The following is a 22195-nucleotide window of genomic DNA, read 5'->3' on the forward strand; positions in this document are numbered from 1 at the left end:
AGCCTCCTCCCCCCCGGCTGGGGCCGTCCTCTATTTCCGGGTAGATCGCCCGAGTTCTCCACACCCCCGAGTTATCCACAATCGCCGTGTGGCCGCTGTTGAGAAGTGTCGGGCTCGGCCACGCTGAGCTGCATGAACCTCCTCGCGGCCCCCTCAACCGCCGGACTCGCTCCCGCTCTGGTGCTCGTGCGTGACCCAAGGCTGCGTGCCGAAGTGCGCCGGGTCGCCGCGGCCGCCGAGCGGGTCACCGACGAGCGCAGCATGCCTGTCGGGCGGCACGCGTGGTCAGGAGCGGGCCTGGTGATCCTCGACACCGCCGCCGCCACCGTCGCCGCCGCGGCGGGCTGCCCGCGACGGCCGGGGATCGTGCTCGTCACCGAGGGCGAACCCGCGGTACCGGACTGGCAGGCGGCCACGGCGGTGGGTGCGGAGAGAGTCGTCGCGCTGCCAGCCTGCGCGGTCGCGCTGGTCGAGCAGTTCGCCGAGCACGCCGAGTCCAGAACCGGGGAAGGCGTGGTAGTCGCGGTCGCCGGGGCAGGCGGCGGCGCCGGAGCCTCGACTCTCGCTGCGGCCATCGCCCTGCGCGCGGCCGCTCGCGGATTGCGGCCGGACACGGTGCTGATCGACGGCGCGCCGCTCGACGGCGGCATCGACCTGGTGCTCGGGATGGAGAACGTCGCCGGATTGCGCTGGCCGGATCTGGTCATCGAGGACGGTCGGGTCTCCGCGGCGGCGCTGCACAACGCGCTGCCCGCCGCCACGGCCGGGCTGGCGGTGCTGTCGTGCGGACGGCACGGCGCGGGCCTGCCACCGACCGAGCTCACTCCCGGCGCGGTGCGTGCGGTCATCGAATCCGGCAGAGCCGCAGGGGATCTGGTCGTCTGTGATGTCTCCAGTGAACGTGGCCCCGCGGCCGACGCGATGGTCGATGCCGCCGATCTGGTGGTCCTCGTCGTCCCCGCACGGCTGCGCGCCGTCGCCGCGGCCGAGGTCGTCGCGGCCTACCTCGGGGAGCGAAATCCCAATCGCGGCTTGGTGGTTCGCGGACCGGCGCCGGGCGGACTGCGCGGCGCCGAAGTCGCCGAGGTGCTCGGACTGCCGCTGCTGGCCGCGGTGCGGGGGCAGGCCGGACTGGCCGCGCGGCTCGAACGTGGTGGGCTCAGCGTGCGCAGGCGCGGTCCGCTGCGCGACGCCGCCGACGCCGTGTTGTCGATGGTGGGGGCGCCGCGATGACCACCTTCGTCACCGTCGACCTGCTCGAGCGGGTGCGGGAACGGCTCGCTGAGCACGCGGGCGCCCCCGACGCGGCGCAGCTGGCCGCCGCGATCCGCGCCGAAGCGGGCGGCGTGCTCGCCGACACCGACCTGCTGCGCGCATTGCGTCTGCTGCAGACGGAGATGACCGGAGCGGGTCTGCTCGAGCCGCTGCTGCACGATCCCCGGGTCGCCGATGTGCTCGTCACCGGACCCGACTCGGTGTGGATCGACCGTGGTCACGGACTCGAGCGGACCGAGGTGCAGTTCGCCGACGAGGCCGCGGTGCGCAGGCTCGCCCAGCGGCTCGCCCTCGCCGCGGGCCGCAGGCTCGACGATGCCCAGCCCTGGGTCGACGGCAAGCTCGCCGGTACCGAGGCGACGCTCGGCGACGCTTTCGGTGTCCGCCTGCACGCGGTCCTCGCGCCCGTCGCCCACGACGGCACCTGCCTGTCCCTGCGCGTCCTGCGCCCCGCCACCCAGGGCCTGACCGCCCTGTCGGCCGCCGGATCGGTCCCGCCGTCCGCGCTCCGGCTGCTCACCGACATCGTGCGCGCCCGGCTGGCCTTCCTCGTCGTCGGCGGCACCGGCGCGGGCAAGACCACGCTGCTCTCGGCGCTGCTGGCCGCGGTGGATCCGGCCGAGCGGATCATCTGCGTCGAGGACGCCGCCGAACTCGCCCCCGTCCACCCCCACGTGGTGCGGCTGGTCGCCCGCACCGCCAATGTCGAGGGCGTCGGCGCGGTGACGGTGCGCGACCTGGTCCGCCAGTCGCTGCGCATGCGCCCCGACCGCATTGTCGTCGGCGAGGTGCGCGGCGCCGAAGTCGTCGACCTGCTCACCGCCCTCAACACCGGCCACGACGGCGGCGCGGGCACCGTGCACGCGAACTCCCCGCAGGAGGTGCCCGCCCGGCTGGAAGCCCTCGCCGCCCTCGGCGGCATGGACCGCGCCGCCCTGCACAGCCAGCTCGCCGCCGCGGTCCAGGTCGTCCTCCATGTCCACCGCCGCGCCGACGGCACCCGCGGCCTCCGTGAAATCGGTGTCCTCGAACGAGCCACCACCGGCATCCGCATCACCCCCGCCTGGCGCTCCGACGACGCCCCCACTCCCGCCGCCGCCGAACTCGCCCGCCTGATCGAGGTGCGACTCGGATGAGAACCACAGGCGCGGGAGCATGGCCGGTCCGCATCGACGGCGGTTCCCCGCAGGTCGACGACTCGAGCCCGGCCCGACGCGACGACCTAGCCCACGCACTGTGCTGCGGCAGCACCGTCAGCGAGCCCGCCGACCGCAGCGGCGATGAACCCGCTGGCGCGCATGCCGAGACGTGGCCGGTTCGCGAGACCGATGTGTTCTCGAAGGTCGACGATCGCTCGGCCCGGGACCTTGGCTCAACAAGCGATCGGCGGGTGGCTGGGATGCCGTGCACGAGCGTCGGCGTGTGGCCGGTGCATTGGGGCGGCACGTCGCCGGCGGGCAGTGGTCTCCGCGGGGCGACGGGTCGAGGACAAGCGGTCGACCTACCCGACGCGGGTGCCGCTGTTCCGCCGACCGGCGGAAGTGGCACGTCTTCGCAGGCCCGGAATCATTCGGTCCGCGCTCGCGGCCCGGCGCGGGTCAGCACGTCGGCTGGGTCTCGTTGTGTGCCCGGGTCATCGGCCACAGGTGCCGGTATGTGGCCGGTTCGCGCCGACCCCGGATTCGCACGGGCTGGAGACCATGGGTCGGTGCGAGCCGACGGGGTGCGAGGTCGTCGTGCGGGTGGAACCAGGAAATCGGTTCGGCTGCGTGGAGTGGTGTCGCGGGCCGTTCGCGTGTTAGCCGAAGTGACACGGTCTAAAAGGCTTTGGGGACGCGGTCGGCGAGGTGGCAGCGAACCTGCTGTGGTGCTGCCCGCCGATCAGGTGAGTTCTCCATCGACGGGATCGAGCGTGTGTCTGTGTACGGCTTCGCCTGGCGAGGAGGCCGGTGGGCCAGATCGCTCGGACGTGCAGGTCGGCGGGCCGGGTCGTTCGGGCGTGGGGGCCGGTGCTCCGGATTGCTCGGACGGGGAGGTCGGAGGGCCCAATCGCTCGGGTATGGAGCTCTGCGGCTCGGTTCGCTCGGGTGAGGAGATCGACGGTCCGGATCGCCCGGGTGCGGGGATCGTCGGCCCAGATCACCAGGTCGAGTTCGCCATCGATGTGGCGTTCGCGGAGGCGGAAGCGGTGCCGGCCGGTGGGTTGGCGCAGGGGACTGCACCGGACCTGACCATGGTGCAGGGGAGTGCTCCGCCCTCGTCGGCGGGCGAAGTGGCGCTGGTGTCCGAGGCGGGATCGACGCGAAACAGTCAGCGGTGCCATGCGACAGGACGGTACGGAGGTAGCGATGGTGGTCGGACTGCTCTGTTGCGCGGCGGCGGTGCTGATGCTTCCCGCGGCGGGCGATCGGCGGCGCTTTCGGCGGTTGTTCGATGTGGGCGGTGCGCGCGCGGTGCGACGGATACCGGTGACCTGGTGTGTGGGAATCGGGTTGGGGTGCATGGCCTTCGCGTGGGGAGTCGGGACGGGGCTGGCGGTGCTGATGGTGGGCGTCACCGTCGCGGTACGGAATCGGCGCGGTCGTGGTGAGCGCGTTCGGCGGGCGGAGTGCGGCCATCTGCTGGCCGGTCTCGAGGCGGTCGTCGGTGAGCTGCGAGTCGGTGCGCATCCGAGTGCTGCCGCCGAAGCCGCGGCCGCGGAGTCCCGTGGGGAAGCGGCTCGGGTGCTGGCGATCAGCGCGGGCCGCAGCCGGCTCGGCGGCTCGGGAGCCGATGGCTGGTTGCACCCGGAATCACCGGTCGCTGAGGAATTGTCGCGCGTCGCCACCGCCTGGCGGGTGGCCGAGGAGCACGGTCTCGCCTTGGCAGAGCTGCTGTCCGCGGCTAGGACCGATCTCCTCGGCCGCATCCGATTCCGCGACCGCACCGAGGCAGCCCTCGCCGGAGCTCGGGCGTCGGCCTCTGTCCTCGCCGGTCTACCCCTGGTCGGCATCGGCCTCGGCCAGCTGATGGGTGCCGCACCGCTCTCGGTCCTGTTCGGCTCCACCGTCGGCGAACTGCTCCTACCACTAGGCGCCGGCCTGGCCTGCTGTGGATTGCTATGGACAGATGTCATCACCCGACGGGGAACGGCATGACCGCCCCCGTCGCCACACTCGGCCGCACATATCGACGCCGACGCCCTCCTCGGGAACCGATCGCCACGGCGGTGGAACGCGGGATGCGGCCTGCGATCACGGTGATCAGGATCGGAGGCCCGTGGGACGCGGCTCTTATGCGCACGAGCCTCGAGAGAAACGACAGCATCGCGGTCCGCATAGGCAACGGAGCGTCTTGTGGCGAAATGCGTTCGGGCAGAGCCGTCGAGGGGCGCGGCGTGACCGGAGCTGAACAGCTCGACCTGGGAGATCGCACCCGACACCAGCGCAATTCGGGGCTCCTGTGGTCCAGCGACATCGCTGAGCGCCACGCCGACCGGCTCAGGTGGCGTCGCGGGACCAGCGCGTAATGCCTTGCTGGCGTGTGTGTTCAGCGCACGTGCCAGCAGTACGAAACGAATGCATCGTGGGGAGGGACTGCTGTGTACTACTCGGAAGGACCGCCATCGCCTGCCGCGCTCCTGGTCGCCGCGATGGCGGTGGCATTGCTGCCCGGTCGAGTGGCGGTGAGCCGACGGGTGCGGGCACTCGGGCGGGCACCGACCGCGGCGCGCGAGGTGGGGCGGGGAAAGGCGAAGCCCGACCCGCTGGGGTCTGCTTCGGCCTTCGATCTGCTGGCGGCGTGCCTCCGGGCGGGGCTGCCCTTGGCCGCGGCCGCGCGGGCTGGTGCGGGGACGGCGCCGCCGGTGTTGCGGGCCGCACTGCTCCGGGCGGCTGATCTGCTGGCCCTCGGTGCGGATGCGGCGACGGCTTGGGAACGGGCCGCGGCGGATGCGGTGGGGTCGGCTGGTGCGGACGAGGTCGAATCGCTGGCACGGATGGCGCGGCGCTCCGCACGCTCCGGTTCCTCACTCGCGGCTGCCGTCGGGGAGCTGGCGGATCAGCGGCGTGAGGCGGTGGCGGACGCCGCGGTCGCGCGGGCCGAACGTGCGGGTGTGCTGATCGGCGGGCCACTCGGGCTGTGCTTCCTGCCCGCCTTCGTCTGCCTCGGCATCGTCCCAGTCGTGATCGGCTTGGCGGATCGGGTCCTCGGCGACGGCGGCCTGCTGTGACCGGCCTCGACAGGGCCGACGAATCGTCACCACACGGATCGGCCGGGTGGTGTGGAAGGAGAGGGGATCACGATGACGTTCGTACGCGCCGTATATATAGGAGCGCGGACGCGGATCACGCGCCTGCTGATCGACGACGACGGTATGTCCACCGCGGAGTATGCGATCGGCACGATCGCGGCCGCGGCGTTCGGTGCGGTGCTCTACGGGGTGGTGACGGGGGACAGCATCGTCAACGCGCTGACCCAGATCATCGACAAGGCGCTCAACACGAATGTGTAAAACGGTGCGGCACAAGTATTCTCGGTGACGAAGCGGGTGCGGTGACGGTCGAGGCCGCCATCGCGCTCGCCGCGCTGGTGTGCGCGGTGGTGCTGTGCGTCGGAGCCTTGCTGGCCGCATCGACCCAGGTGCGTTGTGTCGACGCGGCACGCGAGGCGGCGAGGTTGGCCGCCCGTGGCGACGCGGTGCACGCCCTCGCGGCGGCTCGGAGCGTCGCGCCGCCCGGTGCGACAGTCGAGGTCCGGGGTGACGGAGACCGCATGGTGGCGGTGGTCACCGCGCGAACCGCGTTGTTGCCCGGTCTGCGGCTGCGCGCCGAGGCGGTCGCGACCACCGAGCCGGGAGTCGGTCGATGACCGGCGCGCGAGTGCGGGTCCCGGCCGGTGATGCCGGCGGGGCGACGGTGTTCGCGTGCACGGCGCTCGCGGCCTTGATCGCGCTGACCTTGGTGATCGGTCAGGTGGGCGCGGTGGTGGTCGGTCGGCACCGGGCGCAGGCGGCGGCCGATCTCGGCGCGTTGGGTGCGGCGAGTGTGCTGGCCGAGGGGGCCGAGGCGGCGTGCGCCGAGGCCGTGGAGGTCGGGCGGAGGATGGGTGTGCGGGTGGCGCGGTGTGTTGCCGAGCAGTGGGATGTCGTGGTCGCGGTGGAGGCGAATGCGTCATTCGGAGTGTTCGGCGCGCGCACCATCGCGGCCGCGGCACGCGCTGGACCGGTGGACGAGAGTGGGTGACGCGGAAGTGTTATCACTGGTCGGTGGTTGTTCCGCACCGAACTAATCCACAATTCCGCCGAGCTCTATTCCCTGAATTTCATGCACATTCTTTTATGAGGAGAGAACTAAACGAAAATAATGATGTGGCCTACTCCGGGGCGTCCGTCGGCAATGCACCAGTTAACAGAAGAGTTATCCTTTTTAATCGGGATACCACGGGCGGCGTCGGCGTCCTCGCTGGTCAACGCAAAAATGGTCGGGCGACCAGCATTCTTGAAGCGAGGTGTAGCGCCGGTCACGTCACCGGCGCGGCGGTATCACGACTTCGCCGCTGTGCCGGAGTGGGCTCGCAACTCGCCGAGGACGGCGACCAGGAGCCGGGCCGCCGCGTCCTTGTCCAGCGGATTGTTCCCGTTGCCGCACTTGGGTGACTGCACGCACGAGGGGCACCCGTCCTGGCACCCGCAACTGCGGATGACGCCGAGTGTGGCGGCCAACCAGTCGTCCAGCCGGGCGAATCCTCGCTCGGCGAAGCCCGCGCCGCCGGGTTGCCCGTCGTAGACGAACACGGTCGGCGCGCCGGTGTCGGGGTGCTCGGCGATCGAGACGCCGCCGATGTCCCAGCGGTCGCAGCCGGCGACCAGCGGCAGCATGCCGATCGCGGCGTGTTCGGCGGCATGCAGAGCGCCGGGGAGCTCGTCGTCGGAGATCCCGGCGGCGGCCAGGAGTCGGGGCGTGACGGTATAGAGGACGGCCTTGGTGTGCAGCGTCTGGGCGGGCAGATCGAGTTCGACCTGGTCGAGCACCTCGCCGGTGACCAGCGTGCGGAGGTAGCCGACGACCTGATTGGTGACCGCGACCTGCGCGGATGCGGTGGTGACGGCGCCGAAGACGCGCTCCTCGGTCACCGCGTCGATGGTGATCGAGGTGACCTGACGAGCACTGGTGGTGAAGCCGGGGTCCACCTCGTTGACGAAGGCGACGCCACCGTCGAGGTCGAGTTCGTCGACCAGGTAGGTCTCGCCCTGGTGCAGGTGCACGGCGCCGTTGTGCAGGGTCGCGGGTGCCCGGCCCGCGTCGGCCGTGCCGAGCAGGCGCCCGGATTCGGCGTCGACGATGGCCACCGGCGTGCCGAGTCCGCCGCGCACGTCCACGGCGTCGTGGGGATGGGTGTGCGCGGTGACGTGCCACCGTCCCGGCCCGCCGCCAGGGCCGGGGCGGTGCCGGATCAATCCCTCTTCGGCCAGGTCGGCGAGCACAGCACCGGCGCCGAGCTCGGTCACCTCGTCGTCGGTGAGCGGCAACTCCATGGCCGCGCAGAGCAGCTGCGGCCCCAGGACATAGGGGTTGTAGGGGTCGGTGATGGTGGCCTCGATCGGCCGGTCCAGCAGCGCTTCCGGGTGATGGACGAGATAGGTGTCGAGCGGATCGTCGGTGGCGACCAGCACCACGAGCGAACCCTGCAGCCGCCTGCCCGCACGCCCGGCCTGCTGCCAGAACGAGGCGACGGTGCCGGGAAAACCCGCGATGACCACGGCGTCGAGGCCCGCGATATCGACACCGAGTTCGAGCGCGTTGGTGCTGGCGGCGCCGAGCAGGGTGCCCTCCGAGAGCGATCGCTCCAGCTCCCGGCGGTCCTCGGCCAGGTAGCCGGCGCGATAGGCCGCGACCCGTTCCTGCAGCTCAGGGGCTCGTTCGGCGAGGACGCGGCGGGCGTCGAGCGCGATCAGTTCGGCACCCCTGCGCGAGCGGACGAAGGTGAGTGTCCTGGCGCCCTCGGTCACCAGGCTCGCCATGATCTTGGCGGCCTCACCGGTCGCGGTGCGGCGCACGGGCGCGCCGTTCTCGCCGGTCACCGCGGTGCTCAACGGCGGTTCCCACAGGGCGACGGTCCTGGCGCCGTGCGGCGAGGCGTCCGCGGTGACGGCGGTGACCGGTGCGCCGATCAGCCTCGTCGCCGAAGCCCCGGGGTCGGCACTGGTGGCCGAGCACAGGACGAACACCGGGTCGGCGCCGTAGAACGCGGCGAGCCTGCGCAGCCTGCGCAGCACCAGGGCGACATGCGAACCGAACACGCCCCGGTAGGAGTGGCATTCGTCGACCACCACGTAGCGAAGATTGCGCAGCACGCGCGCCCAGCGCTGATGCGAACGCAGCATCCCGACGTGCAGCATGTCGGGATTGGTGAAGATCCACCGGGCGTTGGCCCGTACCCACTGCCTGATCTCGGCGGGGGTGTCACCGTCGTAGCTCGCCGGATGGGCCTCCCGCAGGGGATTGTCGTGGATCAGCCCGCCGACCGCGCGCAGCTGATCGGCGCCGAGCGCCTTGGTGGGGGACAGGTACAGCGCGGTTGCTCGCGGGTCGTCGTGCAGGGCGGTGAGGACCGGCAGAAGGTAGCCGAGAGATTTCCCGGACGCGGTCCCGGTGCTGACGACGACGTGTTTTCCGGCCGCCGCCAGCTCGGCTGTGCGGGTCTGGTGCTCCCACGGCCGGTCGATCCCGGCCGCGTCCAGCGCTGTGACCAGTGCGGATGGCACCCATTCCGGCCAGTCGGTGGTCCGTGCGGGCCGGGCGGGCAGCTCGGCGACATGGGTCAGGGGGTTGCCGCCGGCGGCAGCCTCGACCAGGACACGATTCAGCAACGATCGCCCGTAGCTCTCGCCCGAAGTCGTCGGCTGGACCTCGGTCCGCTCTGCCGGATTCATCCCATCGCCCTCTCGCGCCACGCCGGAAGTGTGAAACGTGTGTGTGCGGCGAGCGCTACCTGCGATTTCGTAACCCAATAGCGACCTGGGTCACAGCAGGTTTGCTGGAAGCTCACCCGGTTATCGTGAAGCAAACAGACTGGAAGTACGGATTCACCCAATCTCTCCCTCACCTGCGCATTCGCAAGATCAAGAATTTTGCAAATTGTCGGTAACTCGACTGTTGAATTGCTCGTGGACATGGTTCACTGGGTCTCGGTCGCAAGCTTCTGTGTTCGAGGGACGGATCGAAAGTCCAAACCATCAGCAGGATCGATGTTGCGAACGCCGTGCTCAGGCTTTCCTTGCAGGGGGACCAACAGTACAGCGGTCGGAACGGACCCGGTGGACGAACCCAGTTGTCCGCCGTTCCGGTAAGAAAGAGAAGGAACAGAATGGCACAGGGAACTGTGAAGTGGTTCAACGCGGAGAAGGGGTTCGGCTTCATCGCGCCCGAGGACGGCTCCGCTGACGTCTTCGTCCACTACTCGGAGATCCAGGGCACGGGCTTCCGTACCCTCGAGGAGAACCAGAAGGTCGAGTTCGAGGTCGGCCAGGGCACCAAGGGCCCGCAGGCCACCGGCGTTCGCGCGCTCTCCTGAGCTGCGAATCGAAACAACGCCCGTCCCCCACCTCCTACGCGGAGGTGGGGGACGAGCCATTTCAGGGGTAAGGTCGCCCAGAAGTTCTCCGGGCCGAGCAGGCCGGAAACCCGCGGCGCCAGCCGCCGTGGACGCAGCTACCCAAGTGCGCAAGGTATAAACGTCACTGGTGGCGATGTCCGAACGTCGCGCCGTCTGCCCCAGCCGCGCACCGAGCGGACCTCCCGACGCGCGGATATAGAAGGAAGGTGTTCGCCGGTGGCAACACGAGACCGCAGTTCAGCCGACCAGGGGCGTCCCCTGCGTCGTCTCGTGATCGTCGAGTCCCCGACGAAGGCCCGCAAGATCGCGCCTTACCTGGGCCGCAACTACACCGTCGAAGCCTCGGTGGGTCATATCCGTGACTTGCCGCGCGGCGCCGCCGACGTGCCCGCCAAATACAAGGGGCAGTCCTGGGCCCGCCTCGGCGTCGACGTCGATCACGACTTCGAGCCGATCTATGTCGTCAGCCCGGATAAGAAGGCCAAGGTCTCCGAGCTCAAGAGCCTGTTGGCCGACGCCGACGAGCTCTATCTCGCCACCGACCCCGACCGCGAGGGCGAGGCGATCGCCTGGCACCTGCTCGAGACGCTCAAGCCGAAGGTCCCGGTCCGCCGAATGGTCTTCCACGAGATCACCGAGCCGGCCATCCTCGCGGCCGCCGCCGACACTCGCGAACTCGACAACGATCTGGTCGACGCGCAGGAGACCCGCCGCATCCTGGACCGCCTCTACGGCTACGAAGTCAGTCCGGTGCTGTGGAAGAAGGTCATGCCGCGCCTGTCGGCGGGCCGCGTGCAGTCCGTGGCCACCCGCGTCATCGTGCGGCGTGAGCGTGAGCGCATGGCGTTCCGCTCCGCCGAATACTGGGACATCGCCGCCAAGCTCGACGCCGGCGTCGACGAGAACTCCGATTCGACCAACCCGCGCACGTTCGGCGCGCGCCTGGTCCAGGTCGAGGGCGACCGGGTCGCCTCCGGTCGTGACTTCGGTTCCGACGGTCAGCTCAAGTCGGCCACCGGTGTCGTCGTGCTGGACGAGGCCTACGCGAACCGGCTGGCCGAGGCGCTCGACGGCGCCGACCTGGTCGTCTCCTCCGCCGAGGCCAAGCCGTACTCGCGCAAGCCGTATCCGCCGTTCATGACCTCGACGTTGCAGCAGGAAGCGGGGCGCAAGCTGCGCTTCACCTCCGAGCGCACGATGCGGGTGGCGCAGCGGCTGTACGAAAACGGTTACATCACCTACATGCGTACCGACTCGACCACGCTGTCGGAGTCGGCCATCGCGGCCGCGCGTTCGCAGGCCACGCAGCTCTACGGCGCGGAGTACGTCTCGCCGACGCCGCGCCAGTACACCCGCAAGGTCAAGAACGCGCAGGAAGCGCACGAGGCGATCCGCCCGTCCGGTGACACGTTCATGACCCCTGGCCAGCTGGCGTCCAAGGTCGACCAGGACGAGTTCCGGCTCTACGAGCTGATCTGGCAGCGCACCGTCGCCTCGCAGATGGCCGACGCGCGCGGCACCACGCTGACCTTGCGGATCACCGGCACCGCCCGGACCGGTGAGGAGTGCGTGTTCTCCTCCTCGGGCCGCACGATCACCTTCCCCGGCTTCCTCAAGGCCTATGTCGAGAGCGTCGACGAGGAAGCGGGCGGTCAGTCCGACGACGCCGAATCCCGGTTGCCCGCACTGGAAGAGGGCCAGGGCGTCACCGCCGTCGAGCTCACCCCGGACGGGCACAGCACCAATCCGCCCGCGCGCTACACCGAAGCGTCGCTGATCAAGACGCTCGAGGAGCTCGGCATCGGCCGCCCGTCGACGTACTCCTCGATCATCAAGACGATTCTCGATCGCGGTTACGTCTACAAACGCGGCAGCGCGCTGGTGCCCTCGTGGGTGGCGTTCGCGGTGGTCGGCCTGCTCGAGGCCTATTTCGGGCGACTGGTCGACTTCGACTTCACCGCCGCGATGGAGGACGACCTCGACGCGATCGCCGGTGGCCGTGAGCAGCGCGGAAACTGGTTGTCCAGCTTCTACTTCGGCGGTGATCACGGCGCCGAGGGTTCGGTGGCGCGCTCGGGTGGCCTGAAGAAGATGGTCGGCGAGCAGCTCGACGACATCGATGCCCGCGAAGTGAACTCGATCAAGATGTTCGTCGACGAGGAGGGCCGCGATGTCGTGGTCCGCGTCGGCCGCTTCGGTCCGTACCTGGAGCGGATGGTCGTCAATCCCGATGACCCGGACGGTGATCCGGTGTCGCAGCGGGCGAACCTGCCCGACGATCTGCCGCCGGACGAGCTGACCCGAGAGGTCGCCGAGAAGCTGTTCTCGACGCCTCAGGAGGGCCGCTCACTCGGCGTCGACCCGGTGTCCGGACACGAAATCGTCGCCAAGGAAGGCCGTTTCGGCCCGTACGTCACCGAGGTGCTGCCCGAGCCGCCCGCGCCGGATCCGGCCGCGACGCCGGCGAAGAAGACCGCCAAGAAAGCGGCCGAGGTCAAGCCGCGCACCGGCTCGCTGTTCAAGTCGATGGATCTGGCGACGATCACCCTCGACGACGCGCTCAAGCTGCTCTCGCTGCCGCGTGTGGTCGGCAACGACCCGACCTCGGGCGAGGAGATCACCGCGCAGAACGGCCGATACGGGCCCTACCTGAAGAAGGGCACCGATTCGCGCTCGCTGGCGACCGAGGAACAGCTGTTCTCCGTCACCCTCGACGAGGCGCTCAAGCTCTACGCCGAGCCGAAGCGGCGCGGTCGGCAGGCGGCGAGCGCGGCCCCGCTGCGGGAGCTGGGCAACGACTCGGCGACGAACAAGCCGATGGTGATCAAGGACGGCCGGTTCGGCCCGTACGTCACCGACGGTGAGACCAACGCCAGCCTGCGCAAGGGCGACGAGGTCGAGTCGATCACCGACGAGCGCGCGTCCGAGCTGCTCGCCGATCGCCGGGCCCGTGGTCCGGTGAAGAAGGCGGCCAAGAAGACGACCGCGAAGAAGGCCGCCAAGAAGGCGCCGGCGAAGAAGGCGGCGGCGACGTCGACCGCGACGAAGACCGCCACCAAGACCGCGGCCAAGAAGACCGCGGCGAAGAAGACCGCGGCCAAGAAGGCGCCCGCGAAGAAGGCGGCGTCGAAAACTGCTGGTACCGACGCGGACTGACACCGCGCGCGGACAGGGGGCGGGTTCCCGGCGGCTGGTCGGATCAGTCCAGGCGAGCGTCTCGGCCGCGCGGTCGGTCTCTCGGCGCCGCTGTGATGGCACGCGGGTGTTCGTCGCAGCGGCCATGATGGGCGAACAAGCGCTGCCGTGGCGGCCGGTCCGGGCCGCGGCGGTCCGGCCGTCCGGATCGATGTCGGACCACGCGGCTAGGGTGTAGCGCGTGGCAGGTGTCTTCGATCGACTGGTCGGCCAGGACGTGGTCGAGGCCGAACTGACGGCTGCCGCGACGGCGGCCCGCGCGGGCGTCGTGACCGGGGCGATGACGCATTCGTGGCTGTTCACGGGTCCGCCCGGATCCGGTCGGTCGGTCGCCGCGCTGTGCTTCGCCGCCGCCCTGCAATGCACCGACCCCGACGCCGTCGGATGCGGTCGCTGCCATGCGTGCACCACCACGATGGCAGGCACGCACGGTGACGTGCGCCGGATCATTCCCGAGGGCTTGAGCATCAGCACCAAGGAGATGCGCGCGATCGTGCAGATCGCGTCCCGGCGACCGAGCACCGGCCGCTGGCAGATCGTCGTGGTCGAGGACGCCGACCGGCTCACCGAAGGCGCGGCCAACGCCCTGCTGAAGGTCGTCGAGGAGCCGCCGGACCGCACCGTGTTCCTGCTGTGCGCGCCGACCGTCGACCCGGAGGACATCTCCGTCACCCTGCGATCCCGATGCAGGCACGTGCATTTGGTGACCCCGACCGTCCCCGCCATCGCGCAGGTCCTGCGCGAGCGGGATCAGCTCGACGCCGAGACCGCCGAGTGGGCGGCCTCGGTGAGCGGTGGTCATGTCGGCCGGGCACGTCGCCTCGCCACCGACGAGGACGCGCGCAAGCGACGTCAGCGGGCGCTGGCCCTGGTCAGCGCCACCGAACGGCCGGGCGCGGCCTACGCCGCCGCCGACGAGCTGGTGAAGTCGGCCGACGACGAAGCCAAGCAGATGAGCGCCGAACGCGACGACCGCGAACGCGACGAACTCGCCACCGCCATGGGCGCGGGCGGCACCGGCAAGGGCGCCGCCTCGGCCACCCGTGGTTCGGCGGGCGTGCTCAAGGAACTCGAGCGCCGCCAGAAGTCCCGCGCCACCCGCACCGGCCGCGATGCCCTCGACCGCGCCCTCATCGACGTGGCCGGGATGTACCGCGACGCTCTCGCCATGCGCTTCGCCGGCCGCGGGGTCGCCATCACCCTCACCCACCCGGACATGGCGGCGGAGATCACCGACCTCGCCACCAACGTCCGCCCCGAGGGCCTGCTCCGCAGCATCGACGCCGTGCTGGAGTGCCGGGAAGCCCTGGACCTCAACGTGAAACCCCGCTTCGCCGTCGCCGCCATGGTCGCCACCCTCATCGCCGCCCGCTCCACCTGACCACCCGTTTTCGCGTTCCGGCCGTTCCCGCGATAGACTCGCGTCGCCTAACGGCACGCCGCCTTAGCTCAGTCGGTAGAGCGCTTCACTCGTAATGAAAAGGTCGGGGGTTCGATTCCCCCAGGCGGCTCCGAGGTCACAGGCCCTTTCCGGGAATCCGGGAAGGGCCTGTGTGGTTTCTGGCGACGCGGTAGTCGCTCGCCGGTCGGCCACTTTCCGGTGGTGATGTACGTCTTCGCGACCCACGCGGCGTCCGGGAAGCTGGCGGTCTACGCCGTGTGTATCGAGGACGGGCGGGTCCTGCTCGCGCGGGGCGTGACCGCCGAGGGTATCGGTCTCGCCCTGGCGCGGACGCTGCCGGAGATCGGCCATGTCGCTCCGGTGGCGGTCGGCGGCCTGATTCAGCACTGATCCGGGTCACCCGCCGAGGAGGGTCCAGACCGTGTCGCGTTCCGTGGTGAGGTCGATGGGTGCGCCGGCGAGGGTGGTCAGCAGGGTGGGGAGGGGCCAGGTGGTGAGGTGGCCGTAGCGGGCGGAGTAGATGCCGACATCGGTGAGGCGGTAGGTGTCGGTGTGGTCGAAGAGGGCGTAGCTGATGACCTGGTAGAGGTCGGTGGCGCTGAGGGCGTCGGCGCGGTGGCCGGTGCGCTGGTTCTTCGGGCCGAGGTGGGTTTTGAGGTCGAGGAGCAGGCCGTCGCTGATGATGTCGGCGTCGGCGTTGCACAGCACCGAGGCGTCGAAGGTGGGGCCGGGAACGGTGGGTGGGCGCAGGTGGGGGAGCAGGTGCTGGTCGGCGATGCCGCGCAGTTCCCAGAGTTGGCGGATCGCGTCGGCGGGGGCGAGGGCGAGCAGGTGGTCGACGGTGAAGCGGTCGGTGGTGAGCAGATTCGCCAGCGCGGTATCGCGGAGTAGGCCGCGGCGGTAGACGTCGGTGCACAGGGCCAGGGCCCAGCAGGCGCGGCTGAGCAGGTCGACGTCGACCGCGGACGGGGCGACGGCCGCGCCGGCGGTATCGATCACCGACGCCACGACGGCCGATTCCCGGGGATGGCCGAAGAACCCGAGCAGCGGCAGTACCGGCTCGTGGTCGGGGACCAGCAGGAAGCGCACGGCGAAGTCGAAGGCGGCGCCGAGGGTGGCGGGGTTGGCGCCGCCGGTGTCGACCAGCAGTGGTCCGGCTCCGCGCCGATACTCGGCCTGCACCCCGCGGGTGTGCGGAAACCGCTGGTGCAGGTACTCGCGCAGCGGCGACGACGTGTCGCGCAGCGCGGCGGATAGGTTCGTGTAGACGTACACCGGCCTCCGTCCGACGGCAGAGTCGAGCGCTGCCTCGATGGTGCCACGCCGATGAATTCGCGCTGCTCATGCCGTCTGCATCACCAGGAGTCGTCGAGATCAGGAGGTCGGCATGCGCACACTCGCGATCACCCAGAACAGCACCGCCGACGGTGCGATCGAAATGCTCGGAGACTGGTTCGACCCGCAGGCCGACAACGCCGAACAACTCGCCGAACTGCACCGGCAGACCGCCGCGTCGGACGCGCTGGTGCTCGGCAGGCGCACCTTCGAGGACTTCCGCGCCTTCTGGCCGGCGCAGACCGATGACCGGACCGGCATCACCGCGTCGCTCAACCGACAGCGCAAATACGTCGTGTCGGCGACCATGACCGAGCCGGGCTGGGAGAACTCCACGGTGCTGGCCGGGGATCCGGTCGCGCGGGTCGCGGCGCTGAAAGGGCAGCCGGGCCGCGACATCGTCGTCACCGGGAGCATTCGGCTCTGTCACGCCCTGATCGGGGCGGGCCTGGTGGACGAGTACCGGTTGTTCGTTTACCCGACGGTGCAGGGCGGCGGTCGTCGGCTGTTCCCCGAGGGGTACGTGGCGGCCCGGTTGCGGCTGGTGGAATCCCGCGTGCTGGACGGCTCGGTCGTCTACTCGCGATACGCCGCCTAGTTGCACCATTCTCTTTGCACAAGAAATTATGCAAAGAGTACTGTGCATGTATGGCCGACGAGGTACCGCCCAGGGAGATTGCCGATCCCGCCGCGCTGCGCGCGCTGGCGCATCCGCTCCGGCAGCGCATCCTGCGCGCGCTGGCCGAGAAGGGGCCGGCCACCGCGACGGCGCTCGGTGCGCAGTTGGGTCAGAACACCGGGGCGACCAGCTATCACCTGCGTCAGCTGGCCGAGCACGGATTCATCGAGGAGGCGCCCGAGCTGGCGAAGGGGAAGGAGCGGTGGTGGCGCTCACCGCCGAAGGACCTGCGCTACCGGCTCGACAAGGACCAGCCGCCGGAGCTGCGCGAGCTGCTGGAAGGGCTGGTCGCCCAGCACATCGCCGAGGATGTCGAGCTGTTCGGGCGGTTCCGGGCCGAACGCGCCGAGCTCGGCGACTGGGCCGACACGATGCCGTTCTCGCGCGGCGCGATCTACGCCACTCGCGAGGAACTCGACGCCTTTTGCGAGGAGTACCTCGCGCTGCTCAAACGCTTTCAGGCCACCCATGCCGCGGGCAGGCCCGGCGCGCGCCGGGTGCTGACCCGGTTCATCGCGTTCCCGGCACCGGGGATGACCGACAGCGAGTAGGGATTCACCGTGTTGCTTCGTATCGCACTGCTCGCCACCCTGATCGCGGCCCTCGTCGCAACCGCTCCCACGGCCGCCGCGCAGGACCCCGCCACCACCGATATCACCATCACCCGCTCGGATGGCACCACCACGCCCGGCACCGTCCACGCGCCCGCGGGCGCCACGGGACGGCCGGGCGTCGTGCTGGTGCACGGCTCCGGCACCGCGCCCAGTCCCCAATACGCCCTGGTCGCCGATGCTTTCGCGCGTGCGGGCATCGTCGCGTTGCGCTATACCAAGCGAGCTGAGGACTACACGCCCGCCCACCGCGACTTCTCCCTGCTCGCCGACGACGCGCTGTCGGGCATCGCCGCGCTGCGGGGCCGGCCCGAGGTCGACCCCGCCCGGGTCGGGCTCTGGGGACTCTCCGAAGGCGGCTGGGTCGCGCCGCTGGCGGCCGCGCGCTCGGCCGACGTCGCGTTCCTGATCACCATCGGCGCCAATTCCGGCGCGCCCGCCGCCCAGCAGACCTGGGCCAACGAGACCAGATTCGCGGCGGCGGGCGTGCGCGGATCGATGATCGAGGTGCTGGCGCGCAACGGAATCCGCCAGCTCGCCGGGGCGGGTCAGTTCGCCCAGGCCGACTACGACCCGGTGCCGGTGCTGGAACGGATCCCGCAGCCGGTACTCGCGATCTGGGGTGACAGGGACCGGCTGACCCCGCCCGGCGACAGCCTGCGCGACTTCCAGGCGGTCTTCGATCGGGTCGGCAAGGTGAACTACACGCTGCGCACACTGCCGAATGCCCAGCACGCCGCCTTCACGACGACCGATGGCTTCGACAAGGGCGCCGGCCTCGCGCCCGGCTACGCCGAGCTCATGGGTGACTGGGTGAACGGGTTGCCGGGATCGGCGCACGCGCAGGCGGATCGACCTGCGGCGCAAGGGCATTCGGTGACGCCGTTGCCGCCCCTGGCGTGGTGGGAGTCCACCGGGGTCCAGTTGGCACTGCTGCTCGGGACCGTTCTCGCGCTCGGCGGGTACGCGGTGACCGGCTTCGCCCGGAGCTGGCGACTGTCCCATGGCCTGCCAGGGCGAATCCTGGTGACGGCGGCGGGGATCGGGATACTCGGCACGATCGCCCTGTTCGTGTTCGTTGCCTCGACCAAGGCGACGTCGTTCGGCCCGTTGCTGTTCGGGCGCACCCTGCCCTGGGTGGCGTTGCAGCTGGTCTCGGTGTGCGCGGTGGTGGCGCTCGGCGTCGTCGTGGCGCGGCGGCAACGCCTGCTCGACGGCGTCGGCACGGGCGGCCGGGTCCGCTGGGCGCTGCTGGTCTGCGGCGGTGCCGGATTCACGCTGTGGGCGGTGTACTGGGGACTGCTGCTGCCCTGAGAAACGCGAAAGGTCCCGACCTGCTGGTCGGGACCTTCCGGATCGGGGTTCAGGGGTTGAGATTCACGGTGTGCGTGTTGTGCAGATTCGAGCCGACGAACACCCGTCTCATGTTCACGATGTCCCACGTGGAGGTTCCGATCAGGAGGCAGGAGTCGAACCGGTCGAAGGGATTGACGTAGACCCGAGGGCCGTTCACGTCACCCCACCACGCGCCGTTGCCCGCTCTGGCGTAGTAGTACGCGGCGTCGTATTTCGTCCAGATCGCGGTCTTCGACTCGCCGGGATTCAGATTCCACCAGCCGTGCGTCGCCCAGCCGCCGTACTGGCCGGGGCAGGAATCCGGGTCCACCTGCATGACCGCGACGGAAACCACCAGGTGGTAGTTGTTGCGAAAAGCCAACCAAGGCATCGGACTACCCCTTCTGCTCGAGTGGTGGGGCCGGCAGACTCGCGGCCTCGTGGAACGGCGCGGCCACACTCGCACCCGCGCTCGCGGGCGTTTCCGGGCGCTCGGCCCGATGATCTTCCGAGGTGTACGCACCCACTTCGCGCACGGCCGGGGCCTGCGCCGCAGCGAGCTGCCCCGTTTGTGGTTCGGCGGTCATGAACTTCACCTTTCTTCTGATTCGGCTACGGCGAGACCGCTTTTCAGCCTCGCTGGACGGTCACCGACAACTCCCGTGGCGTCGCGCCGTGGAAGGGATCGCCGGTCATCAGCAGTACTGTCGAGTCGCCGGGCGTCAGCGCGGCGAGCACCACCACATCCGGCGGACCTTCGGGCGCGAGCACCCGTCCGTCCGGGAGCGGGGTCGCGTCCCGGTAGACGCCGAGCACCTCGACCGTCGCGCCCGAGATCACCCGGGCTCCCGCGGCGGGCAACAGCGCGATGTCGCCGGGCGCGAGCTCCAACCGTTTCCCGATCGGACCAGCGCGCAGATCAACCAGCCGTGGCATGCGCCTGTGCGAGCGCGGATTCCACGCTGACGTCCTCGCCCTCGTCCCAGTCCGCGGTCTCGGTGAAGAACGGCCACAGCGTCGGGTAGATGGAACGGGCGAACACGCGATCGGCGGCATTGATGTCCAGGCCACCGCGAATCGGCTGCCCGTCGGTGGTGATCGTGCCGGGCAGCTGGTAGCACATGATCGAGTCCTGGTCGGCGTTCGGCGTGGCCATGATCGAGCGTTCGTCCAGCGGGGTCAGGACATTCGAGCGCGTCTGCTGCTCGCTCCACCCGTAGGTGTCACGGAAGTGCGCGATCGTCTTGGCGACGTCGAGCCTGCCGATCAGCGCGCGGCGCAGATGCTCGTGCGGGAAGCCGAGGGTGTGGCCGGTCTCGTGGCGCACGACCCGCTTGTACTCGCTCTCCGGCGTGGCCATCGTGAAGCCCTGCAGGTTCATCGTGGGGCGGTGCTGCGGGATCAGCAGGACGTCGGTGCCGAGATAGGACCAATAGCCCTGGCCGGAGCGGGAAATGCGCACCTGACCGGTGCCGTTCGTCAGCACGAAGGTGACGCCGATGCCCCAGGCGTTCATATGGGTGAGAATGCGCTGTTTCAGGTCGCTGGCCGTCGCCTCCATGAAGCTGACCGACAGGGTGCGGCGCTGCATGCCCCAGTACTTCGAGGTCAGCACCGCCAGTTCGGCGACCTGCGGCAGGCCGCCCTCGGTGGCCGCGCTCTGAGTGAGCGGCGCGTTCACCGGATTGAGCAGCGTGGCGACTTCGGCCGCCCGCTCCAGCAGCCGGGTCGGCAGCGCGGGGATCACGCAGCCGGGCTCCTCGACCGGGGCGGGTTCTTCGTGGTGACCGTTGCCGTGCGGCTCCTGGTCGGGGGGTGTACGCATCGGATCCTCCTCATCGAAACAACCGTGGGGTTGTGACTGTGGCACGGAGAATCGGTGCGGGTCCCGCGTAGTCGACTACTCGATCCGGGCTCGAAAAAGGCCCCCGACCTGGTGGTCGGGGGCCATTCTTCGAGTTTCTCCCGAGTCGAGCGCCGTTGACCGGCTCAGGAGAACCGACTCGGGTCAGCGGGCGGCGACGTTGCGGCGGGTGGCCCGAGAGTTGGTGGCCGACAGCATGATCTGACGCAGGATCGCGTCGAAGGCGGCGGTGTCCTCGATATTGCTGAGGTGCCCGTGCGGCAGCACGTGGAAATCGGCCAGGTGGCCGGTGCGGCGCAGGATGTCGACGATCGAGCGGGACATGCGCTGCGGGAGCAGCCGGTCCTGCGCGCCGGCCAGGACCGTGGTCGGCACGGTCAGGTTGGCGGTGCCTGCCGACAGGTCCATGTCGGCCATCGCGGCGGCGTGACGGCCACGCGCGAGCGGACGGCAGGAGCGGATGATGCCGACCGCGAAGTCGATCTCCTCGGCGGTGGCCTCGGGGGTGAGGATGCGGTAGCGGAACAGCTGCTCGGTGAACCAGCCGCCGGGGATCGGCAGCGGCGCGAACAGCAGCGACTCGCTGACCGGCTGCGGCATGCGCACCGGCGCGCCCAGGACGGTGACCGGGTACTCGGCGACGGTGAGCTGCTTGTTGAGCACCGGCAGCAGATCGGTTTCCCAGCGGATGTCGCCGTTGGCGGTATTGGCCAGCAGCACGGCGGCGGCGCGCTCGGACACCTGCTCGGGGTGATGCTTGGCCCAGGCCTGGATGGTGAGACCACCCATGCTGTGCCCGGCCAGAACCGCCTGCTCGCCCGGGCGCAGCGTCGCGTCCAGGACGGCGGCGAGGTCGCCGGCCAGGGTGTGCTCGCTGGGGGCGACGGTGCCGAGGGTGGACTCGCCGTGCCCGCGCTGGTCGTAGCTGACCACGCGGTACTCACCGGCGAAGGCGGTGATCTGCGGGTTCCAGTATTCGATGCTGCAGGCCCAGCCGTGGATGAGGACCAGGGTGGGCGCGGTCTCGGGGCCGTAGACGTGGACCCGGAGGTCGGCGCCGTCCGCGGTGGTCACCGGGACGACCTGGTGGGCCACGGTGGGGGCGTTGAGTTTCGCTGTCGCGAAGCTCCGGGTACGCAGCCCGGCACGGAACTGTGCGGTGAGTACGCCTACCGTCATCATCGACTTTGCAAGCATGTCGGCACTCCTTTGTGTCGTAGGCCACCGTACAGTGCGAGCTGGGGTGCTAGCTAGTGTTAGCGGGTCACAGTGTCCCATTTGTTGTGAACTGGGTCACCAGCCGCGCCGTCATTGTGAAATCGCCCGAGATCGCCGGAAAATTACAGCGTGGCAGCGCGATCCGGGCATGCTGGCGGCCCCGGGCGGGCGCGGCTACCGTAGGAGCGTGGACAGCACGCCCGTCATGGCCGATTTCTCCGGCGCCCCGCACCGGGAACCGGCACGCCCGGCCTGGCAGCGTTTCGCCCCGCCGCTGATCGCGGCCGGACTCGGCGTCGGCACGCTCGCGCTGCTGCATTTCCGCGATCCGCACGTCGAGGGTTCCTACGGGCTGTGCCCGGTGTACGCGCTGCTCGGGGTGTACTGCCCCGGGTGCGGCGGGATGCGGGCGATGCACAATCTCACCGACGGCCGGATCATCGATTCACTGCACAGCAATCTGCTGGTGTTGCCGCTGGTCGTCGCGTTCGCGGTGTTCGTCGTCGACTGGCTGTTGCGCGCCCGGCGCGGACAACGCTGGCGCGTACCCGGGCTGAGTCCGGTGCTGGTGTGGTCGTTCTTCGGTCTGCTCGCCGTCTATACCGTCCTGCGCAACACGCCGTGGGGAACCTGGCTCACCCCCGTTTGATACTGGTGCGCGCGCGGATCGGCGGGCAATCTGGAGG

22 protein-coding genes and 1 tRNA gene are annotated in these 22195 nt (G+C 70.0%); 16 read left to right on the forward strand and 7 right to left on the reverse strand.

Annotation, left to right across the window (positions count from 1 at the left end):
* Positions 1-132 precede the first annotated feature (132 nt).
* The 7 genes from ssd (at position 133) to Q7X29_RS04180 (ending at position 6497) form a co-directional block, all read left to right on the forward strand.
* Positions 133-1233 carry a septum site-determining protein Ssd gene (gene ssd / locus Q7X29_RS04150; RefSeq protein WP_316573340.1) on the forward strand — a complete coding sequence of 367 codons (1101 nt, stop codon included), beginning with the start codon at positions 133-135 and terminating at the stop codon, positions 1231-1233.
* Positions 1230-2411 (forward strand): TadA family conjugal transfer-associated ATPase, encoded by a 1182-nt coding sequence (locus Q7X29_RS04155; RefSeq protein WP_316573341.1) that lies wholly within the window; start codon positions 1230-1232, stop codon positions 2409-2411. The genes ssd and Q7X29_RS04155 overlap by 4 nt, the downstream gene beginning before the upstream one ends.
* A gap of 1212 nt (positions 2412-3623) precedes the next feature.
* Positions 3624-4412, forward strand: coding sequence for a type II secretion system F family protein (locus Q7X29_RS04160; RefSeq protein ID WP_316573342.1), 789 nt, complete (start codon positions 3624-3626; stop codon positions 4410-4412).
* A 494-nt stretch (positions 4413-4906) separates the two neighbouring features.
* A complete protein-coding gene (locus tag Q7X29_RS04165) occupies positions 4907-5485 on the forward strand; it encodes a type II secretion system F family protein (protein WP_316573697.1) in 579 nt (192 codons plus the stop codon).
* Between the two features lie 72 nt (positions 5486-5557).
* Complete coding sequence (locus Q7X29_RS04170; protein WP_218720694.1) at positions 5558-5767, forward strand: DUF4244 domain-containing protein; 210 nt, start codon at positions 5558-5560, stop codon at positions 5765-5767.
* Positions 5768-5808: 41 nt separating this feature from the next.
* Positions 5809-6123 (forward strand): TadE family type IV pilus minor pilin, encoded by a 315-nt coding sequence (locus Q7X29_RS04175; RefSeq protein ID WP_316573343.1) that lies wholly within the window; start codon positions 5809-5811, stop codon positions 6121-6123.
* Complete coding sequence (locus tag Q7X29_RS04180) at positions 6120-6497, forward strand: Rv3654c family TadE-like protein (RefSeq protein WP_218720696.1); 378 nt, start codon at positions 6120-6122, stop codon at positions 6495-6497. Before Q7X29_RS04175 ends, Q7X29_RS04180 begins: the two co-directional genes overlap by 4 nt.
* A gap of 299 nt (positions 6498-6796) precedes the next feature.
* Here the strand turns inward: Q7X29_RS04180 and Q7X29_RS04185 are convergent, their stop codons facing one another.
* Complete coding sequence (locus tag Q7X29_RS04185; RefSeq protein WP_316573344.1) at positions 6797-9187, reverse strand: DEAD/DEAH box helicase; 2391 nt, start codon at positions 9185-9187, stop codon at positions 6797-6799.
* 434 nt (positions 9188-9621) lie between these two features.
* On the opposite strand from Q7X29_RS04185, the gene Q7X29_RS04190 reads away from it, so the two are divergent.
* From Q7X29_RS04190 to Q7X29_RS04210, 5 genes are all read left to right on the forward strand, one after another.
* Complete coding sequence (locus tag Q7X29_RS04190; protein ID WP_019044597.1) at positions 9622-9828, forward strand: cold-shock protein; 207 nt, start codon at positions 9622-9624, stop codon at positions 9826-9828.
* Positions 9829-10086: 258 nt separating this feature from the next.
* A complete protein-coding gene (gene topA, locus Q7X29_RS04195) occupies positions 10087-13026 on the forward strand; it encodes a type I DNA topoisomerase (RefSeq protein ID WP_449411934.1) in 2940 nt (979 codons plus the stop codon).
* Positions 13027-13246: 220 nt separating this feature from the next.
* Positions 13247-14446 carry a DNA polymerase III subunit delta' gene (locus Q7X29_RS04200; protein ID WP_316573345.1) on the forward strand — a complete coding sequence of 400 codons (1200 nt, stop codon included), beginning with the start codon at positions 13247-13249 and terminating at the stop codon, positions 14444-14446.
* A gap of 57 nt (positions 14447-14503) precedes the next feature.
* Positions 14504-14576, forward strand: a tRNA-Thr gene (locus Q7X29_RS04205).
* A gap of 92 nt (positions 14577-14668) precedes the next feature.
* Positions 14669-14857, forward strand: a complete 189-nt coding sequence (locus Q7X29_RS04210; RefSeq protein WP_218720700.1) for a hypothetical protein — start codon at positions 14669-14671, stop codon at positions 14855-14857.
* Between the two features lie 6 nt (positions 14858-14863).
* On the opposite strand, the gene Q7X29_RS04215 is transcribed toward Q7X29_RS04210, so the two are convergent.
* Entirely contained in the window at positions 14864-15742 is an 879-nt protein-coding gene (locus Q7X29_RS04215) for a hypothetical protein (RefSeq protein WP_316573346.1), read from the reverse strand.
* A 112-nt stretch (positions 15743-15854) separates the two neighbouring features.
* On the opposite strand from Q7X29_RS04215, the gene Q7X29_RS04220 reads away from it, so the two are divergent.
* Genes Q7X29_RS04220 through Q7X29_RS04230 form a run of 3 tightly spaced genes read left to right on the forward strand, consistent with a single transcriptional unit; the run spans position 15855 to position 18406 of the window.
* Positions 15855-16400 (forward strand): dihydrofolate reductase family protein, encoded by a 546-nt coding sequence (locus Q7X29_RS04220; RefSeq protein WP_218720702.1) that lies wholly within the window; start codon positions 15855-15857, stop codon positions 16398-16400.
* Positions 16401-16450: 50 nt separating this feature from the next.
* Positions 16451-17032, forward strand: a complete 582-nt coding sequence (locus Q7X29_RS04225) for an ArsR/SmtB family transcription factor (protein ID WP_218720703.1) — start codon at positions 16451-16453, stop codon at positions 17030-17032.
* Positions 17033-17041: 9 nt separating this feature from the next.
* Positions 17042-18406, forward strand: coding sequence for an alpha/beta hydrolase family protein (locus tag Q7X29_RS04230; RefSeq protein WP_316573347.1), 1365 nt, complete (start codon positions 17042-17044; stop codon positions 18404-18406).
* Between the two features lie 49 nt (positions 18407-18455).
* Here the strand turns inward: Q7X29_RS04230 and Q7X29_RS04235 are convergent, their stop codons facing one another.
* The 5 genes from Q7X29_RS04235 to Q7X29_RS04255 form a co-directional block, all read right to left on the reverse strand.
* Entirely contained in the window at positions 18456-18818 is a 363-nt protein-coding gene (locus tag Q7X29_RS04235; RefSeq protein WP_316573348.1) for a DUF1036 domain-containing protein, read from the reverse strand.
* 4 nt (positions 18819-18822) lie between these two features.
* Positions 18823-19014 carry a hypothetical protein gene (locus Q7X29_RS04240; RefSeq protein ID WP_218720706.1) on the reverse strand — a complete coding sequence of 64 codons (192 nt, stop codon included), beginning with the start codon at positions 19012-19014 and terminating at the stop codon, positions 18823-18825.
* 43 nt (positions 19015-19057) lie between these two features.
* Positions 19058-19363 carry a hypothetical protein gene (locus Q7X29_RS04245; protein WP_316573349.1) on the reverse strand — a complete coding sequence of 102 codons (306 nt, stop codon included), beginning with the start codon at positions 19361-19363 and terminating at the stop codon, positions 19058-19060.
* Positions 19347-20252 carry a zinc metalloprotease gene (locus Q7X29_RS04250; protein WP_218720708.1) on the reverse strand — a complete coding sequence of 302 codons (906 nt, stop codon included), beginning with the start codon at positions 20250-20252 and terminating at the stop codon, positions 19347-19349. Before Q7X29_RS04250 ends, Q7X29_RS04245 begins: the two co-directional genes overlap by 17 nt.
* Positions 20253-20435: 183 nt before the next feature.
* The gene (locus tag Q7X29_RS04255; protein ID WP_218720709.1) at positions 20436-21488 is read right to left on the reverse strand and encodes an alpha/beta fold hydrolase; all 1053 of its coding nucleotides are present in this window, start codon (positions 21486-21488) and stop codon (positions 20436-20438) included.
* Between the two features lie 208 nt (positions 21489-21696).
* Between Q7X29_RS04255 and Q7X29_RS04260 the strand changes: the two genes are divergently transcribed.
* Positions 21697-22158 carry a DUF2752 domain-containing protein gene (locus Q7X29_RS04260; protein WP_218720710.1) on the forward strand — a complete coding sequence of 154 codons (462 nt, stop codon included), beginning with the start codon at positions 21697-21699 and terminating at the stop codon, positions 22156-22158.
* Positions 22159-22195: the final 37 nt, after the last annotated feature.

The sequence above is a fragment of the Nocardia canadensis genome (assembly GCF_032656385.1).
In the GTDB taxonomy this organism is placed as follows: domain Bacteria; phylum Actinomycetota; class Actinomycetes; order Mycobacteriales; family Mycobacteriaceae; genus Nocardia; species Nocardia canadensis.

Excerpts from the sequence above, each read along its gene's own strand:
- ssd (WP_316573340.1), top strand. The coding sequence starts at position 133 with ATGAACCTCCTCGCGGCCCCCTCAACCGCCGGACTCGCTCCCGCTCTG.
- Q7X29_RS04155 (WP_316573341.1), top strand. The coding sequence starts at position 1,230 with ATGACCACCTTCGTCACCGTCGACCTGCTCGAGCGGGTGCGGGAACGG.
- Q7X29_RS04160 (WP_316573342.1), top strand. The coding sequence starts at position 3,624 with ATGGTGGTCGGACTGCTCTGTTGCGCGGCGGCGGTGCTGATGCTTCCC.
- Q7X29_RS04165 (WP_316573697.1), top strand. The coding sequence starts at position 4,907 with ATGGCGGTGGCATTGCTGCCCGGTCGAGTGGCGGTGAGCCGACGGGTG.
- Q7X29_RS04170 (WP_218720694.1), top strand. The coding sequence starts at position 5,558 with ATGACGTTCGTACGCGCCGTATATATAGGAGCGCGGACGCGGATCACG.
- Q7X29_RS04180 (WP_218720696.1), top strand. The coding sequence starts at position 6,120 with ATGACCGGCGCGCGAGTGCGGGTCCCGGCCGGTGATGCCGGCGGGGCG.
- Q7X29_RS04185 (WP_316573344.1), bottom strand. The coding sequence starts at position 9,187 with ATGAATCCGGCAGAGCGGACCGAGGTCCAGCCGACGACTTCGGGCGAG.
- Q7X29_RS04190 (WP_019044597.1), top strand. The coding sequence starts at position 9,622 with ATGGCACAGGGAACTGTGAAGTGGTTCAACGCGGAGAAGGGGTTCGGC.
- Q7X29_RS04220 (WP_218720702.1), top strand. The coding sequence starts at position 15,855 with ATGCGCACACTCGCGATCACCCAGAACAGCACCGCCGACGGTGCGATC.
- Q7X29_RS04225 (WP_218720703.1), top strand. The coding sequence starts at position 16,451 with ATGGCCGACGAGGTACCGCCCAGGGAGATTGCCGATCCCGCCGCGCTG.
- Q7X29_RS04235 (WP_316573348.1), bottom strand. The coding sequence starts at position 18,818 with ATGCCTTGGTTGGCTTTTCGCAACAACTACCACCTGGTGGTTTCCGTC.
- Q7X29_RS04240 (WP_218720706.1), bottom strand. The coding sequence starts at position 19,014 with ATGACCGCCGAACCACAAACGGGGCAGCTCGCTGCGGCGCAGGCCCCG.
- Q7X29_RS04245 (WP_316573349.1), bottom strand. The coding sequence starts at position 19,363 with ATGCCACGGCTGGTTGATCTGCGCGCTGGTCCGATCGGGAAACGGTTG.
- Q7X29_RS04250 (WP_218720708.1), bottom strand. The coding sequence starts at position 20,252 with ATGCGTACACCCCCCGACCAGGAGCCGCACGGCAACGGTCACCACGAA.
- Q7X29_RS04255 (WP_218720709.1), bottom strand. The coding sequence starts at position 21,488 with ATGCTTGCAAAGTCGATGATGACGGTAGGCGTACTCACCGCACAGTTC.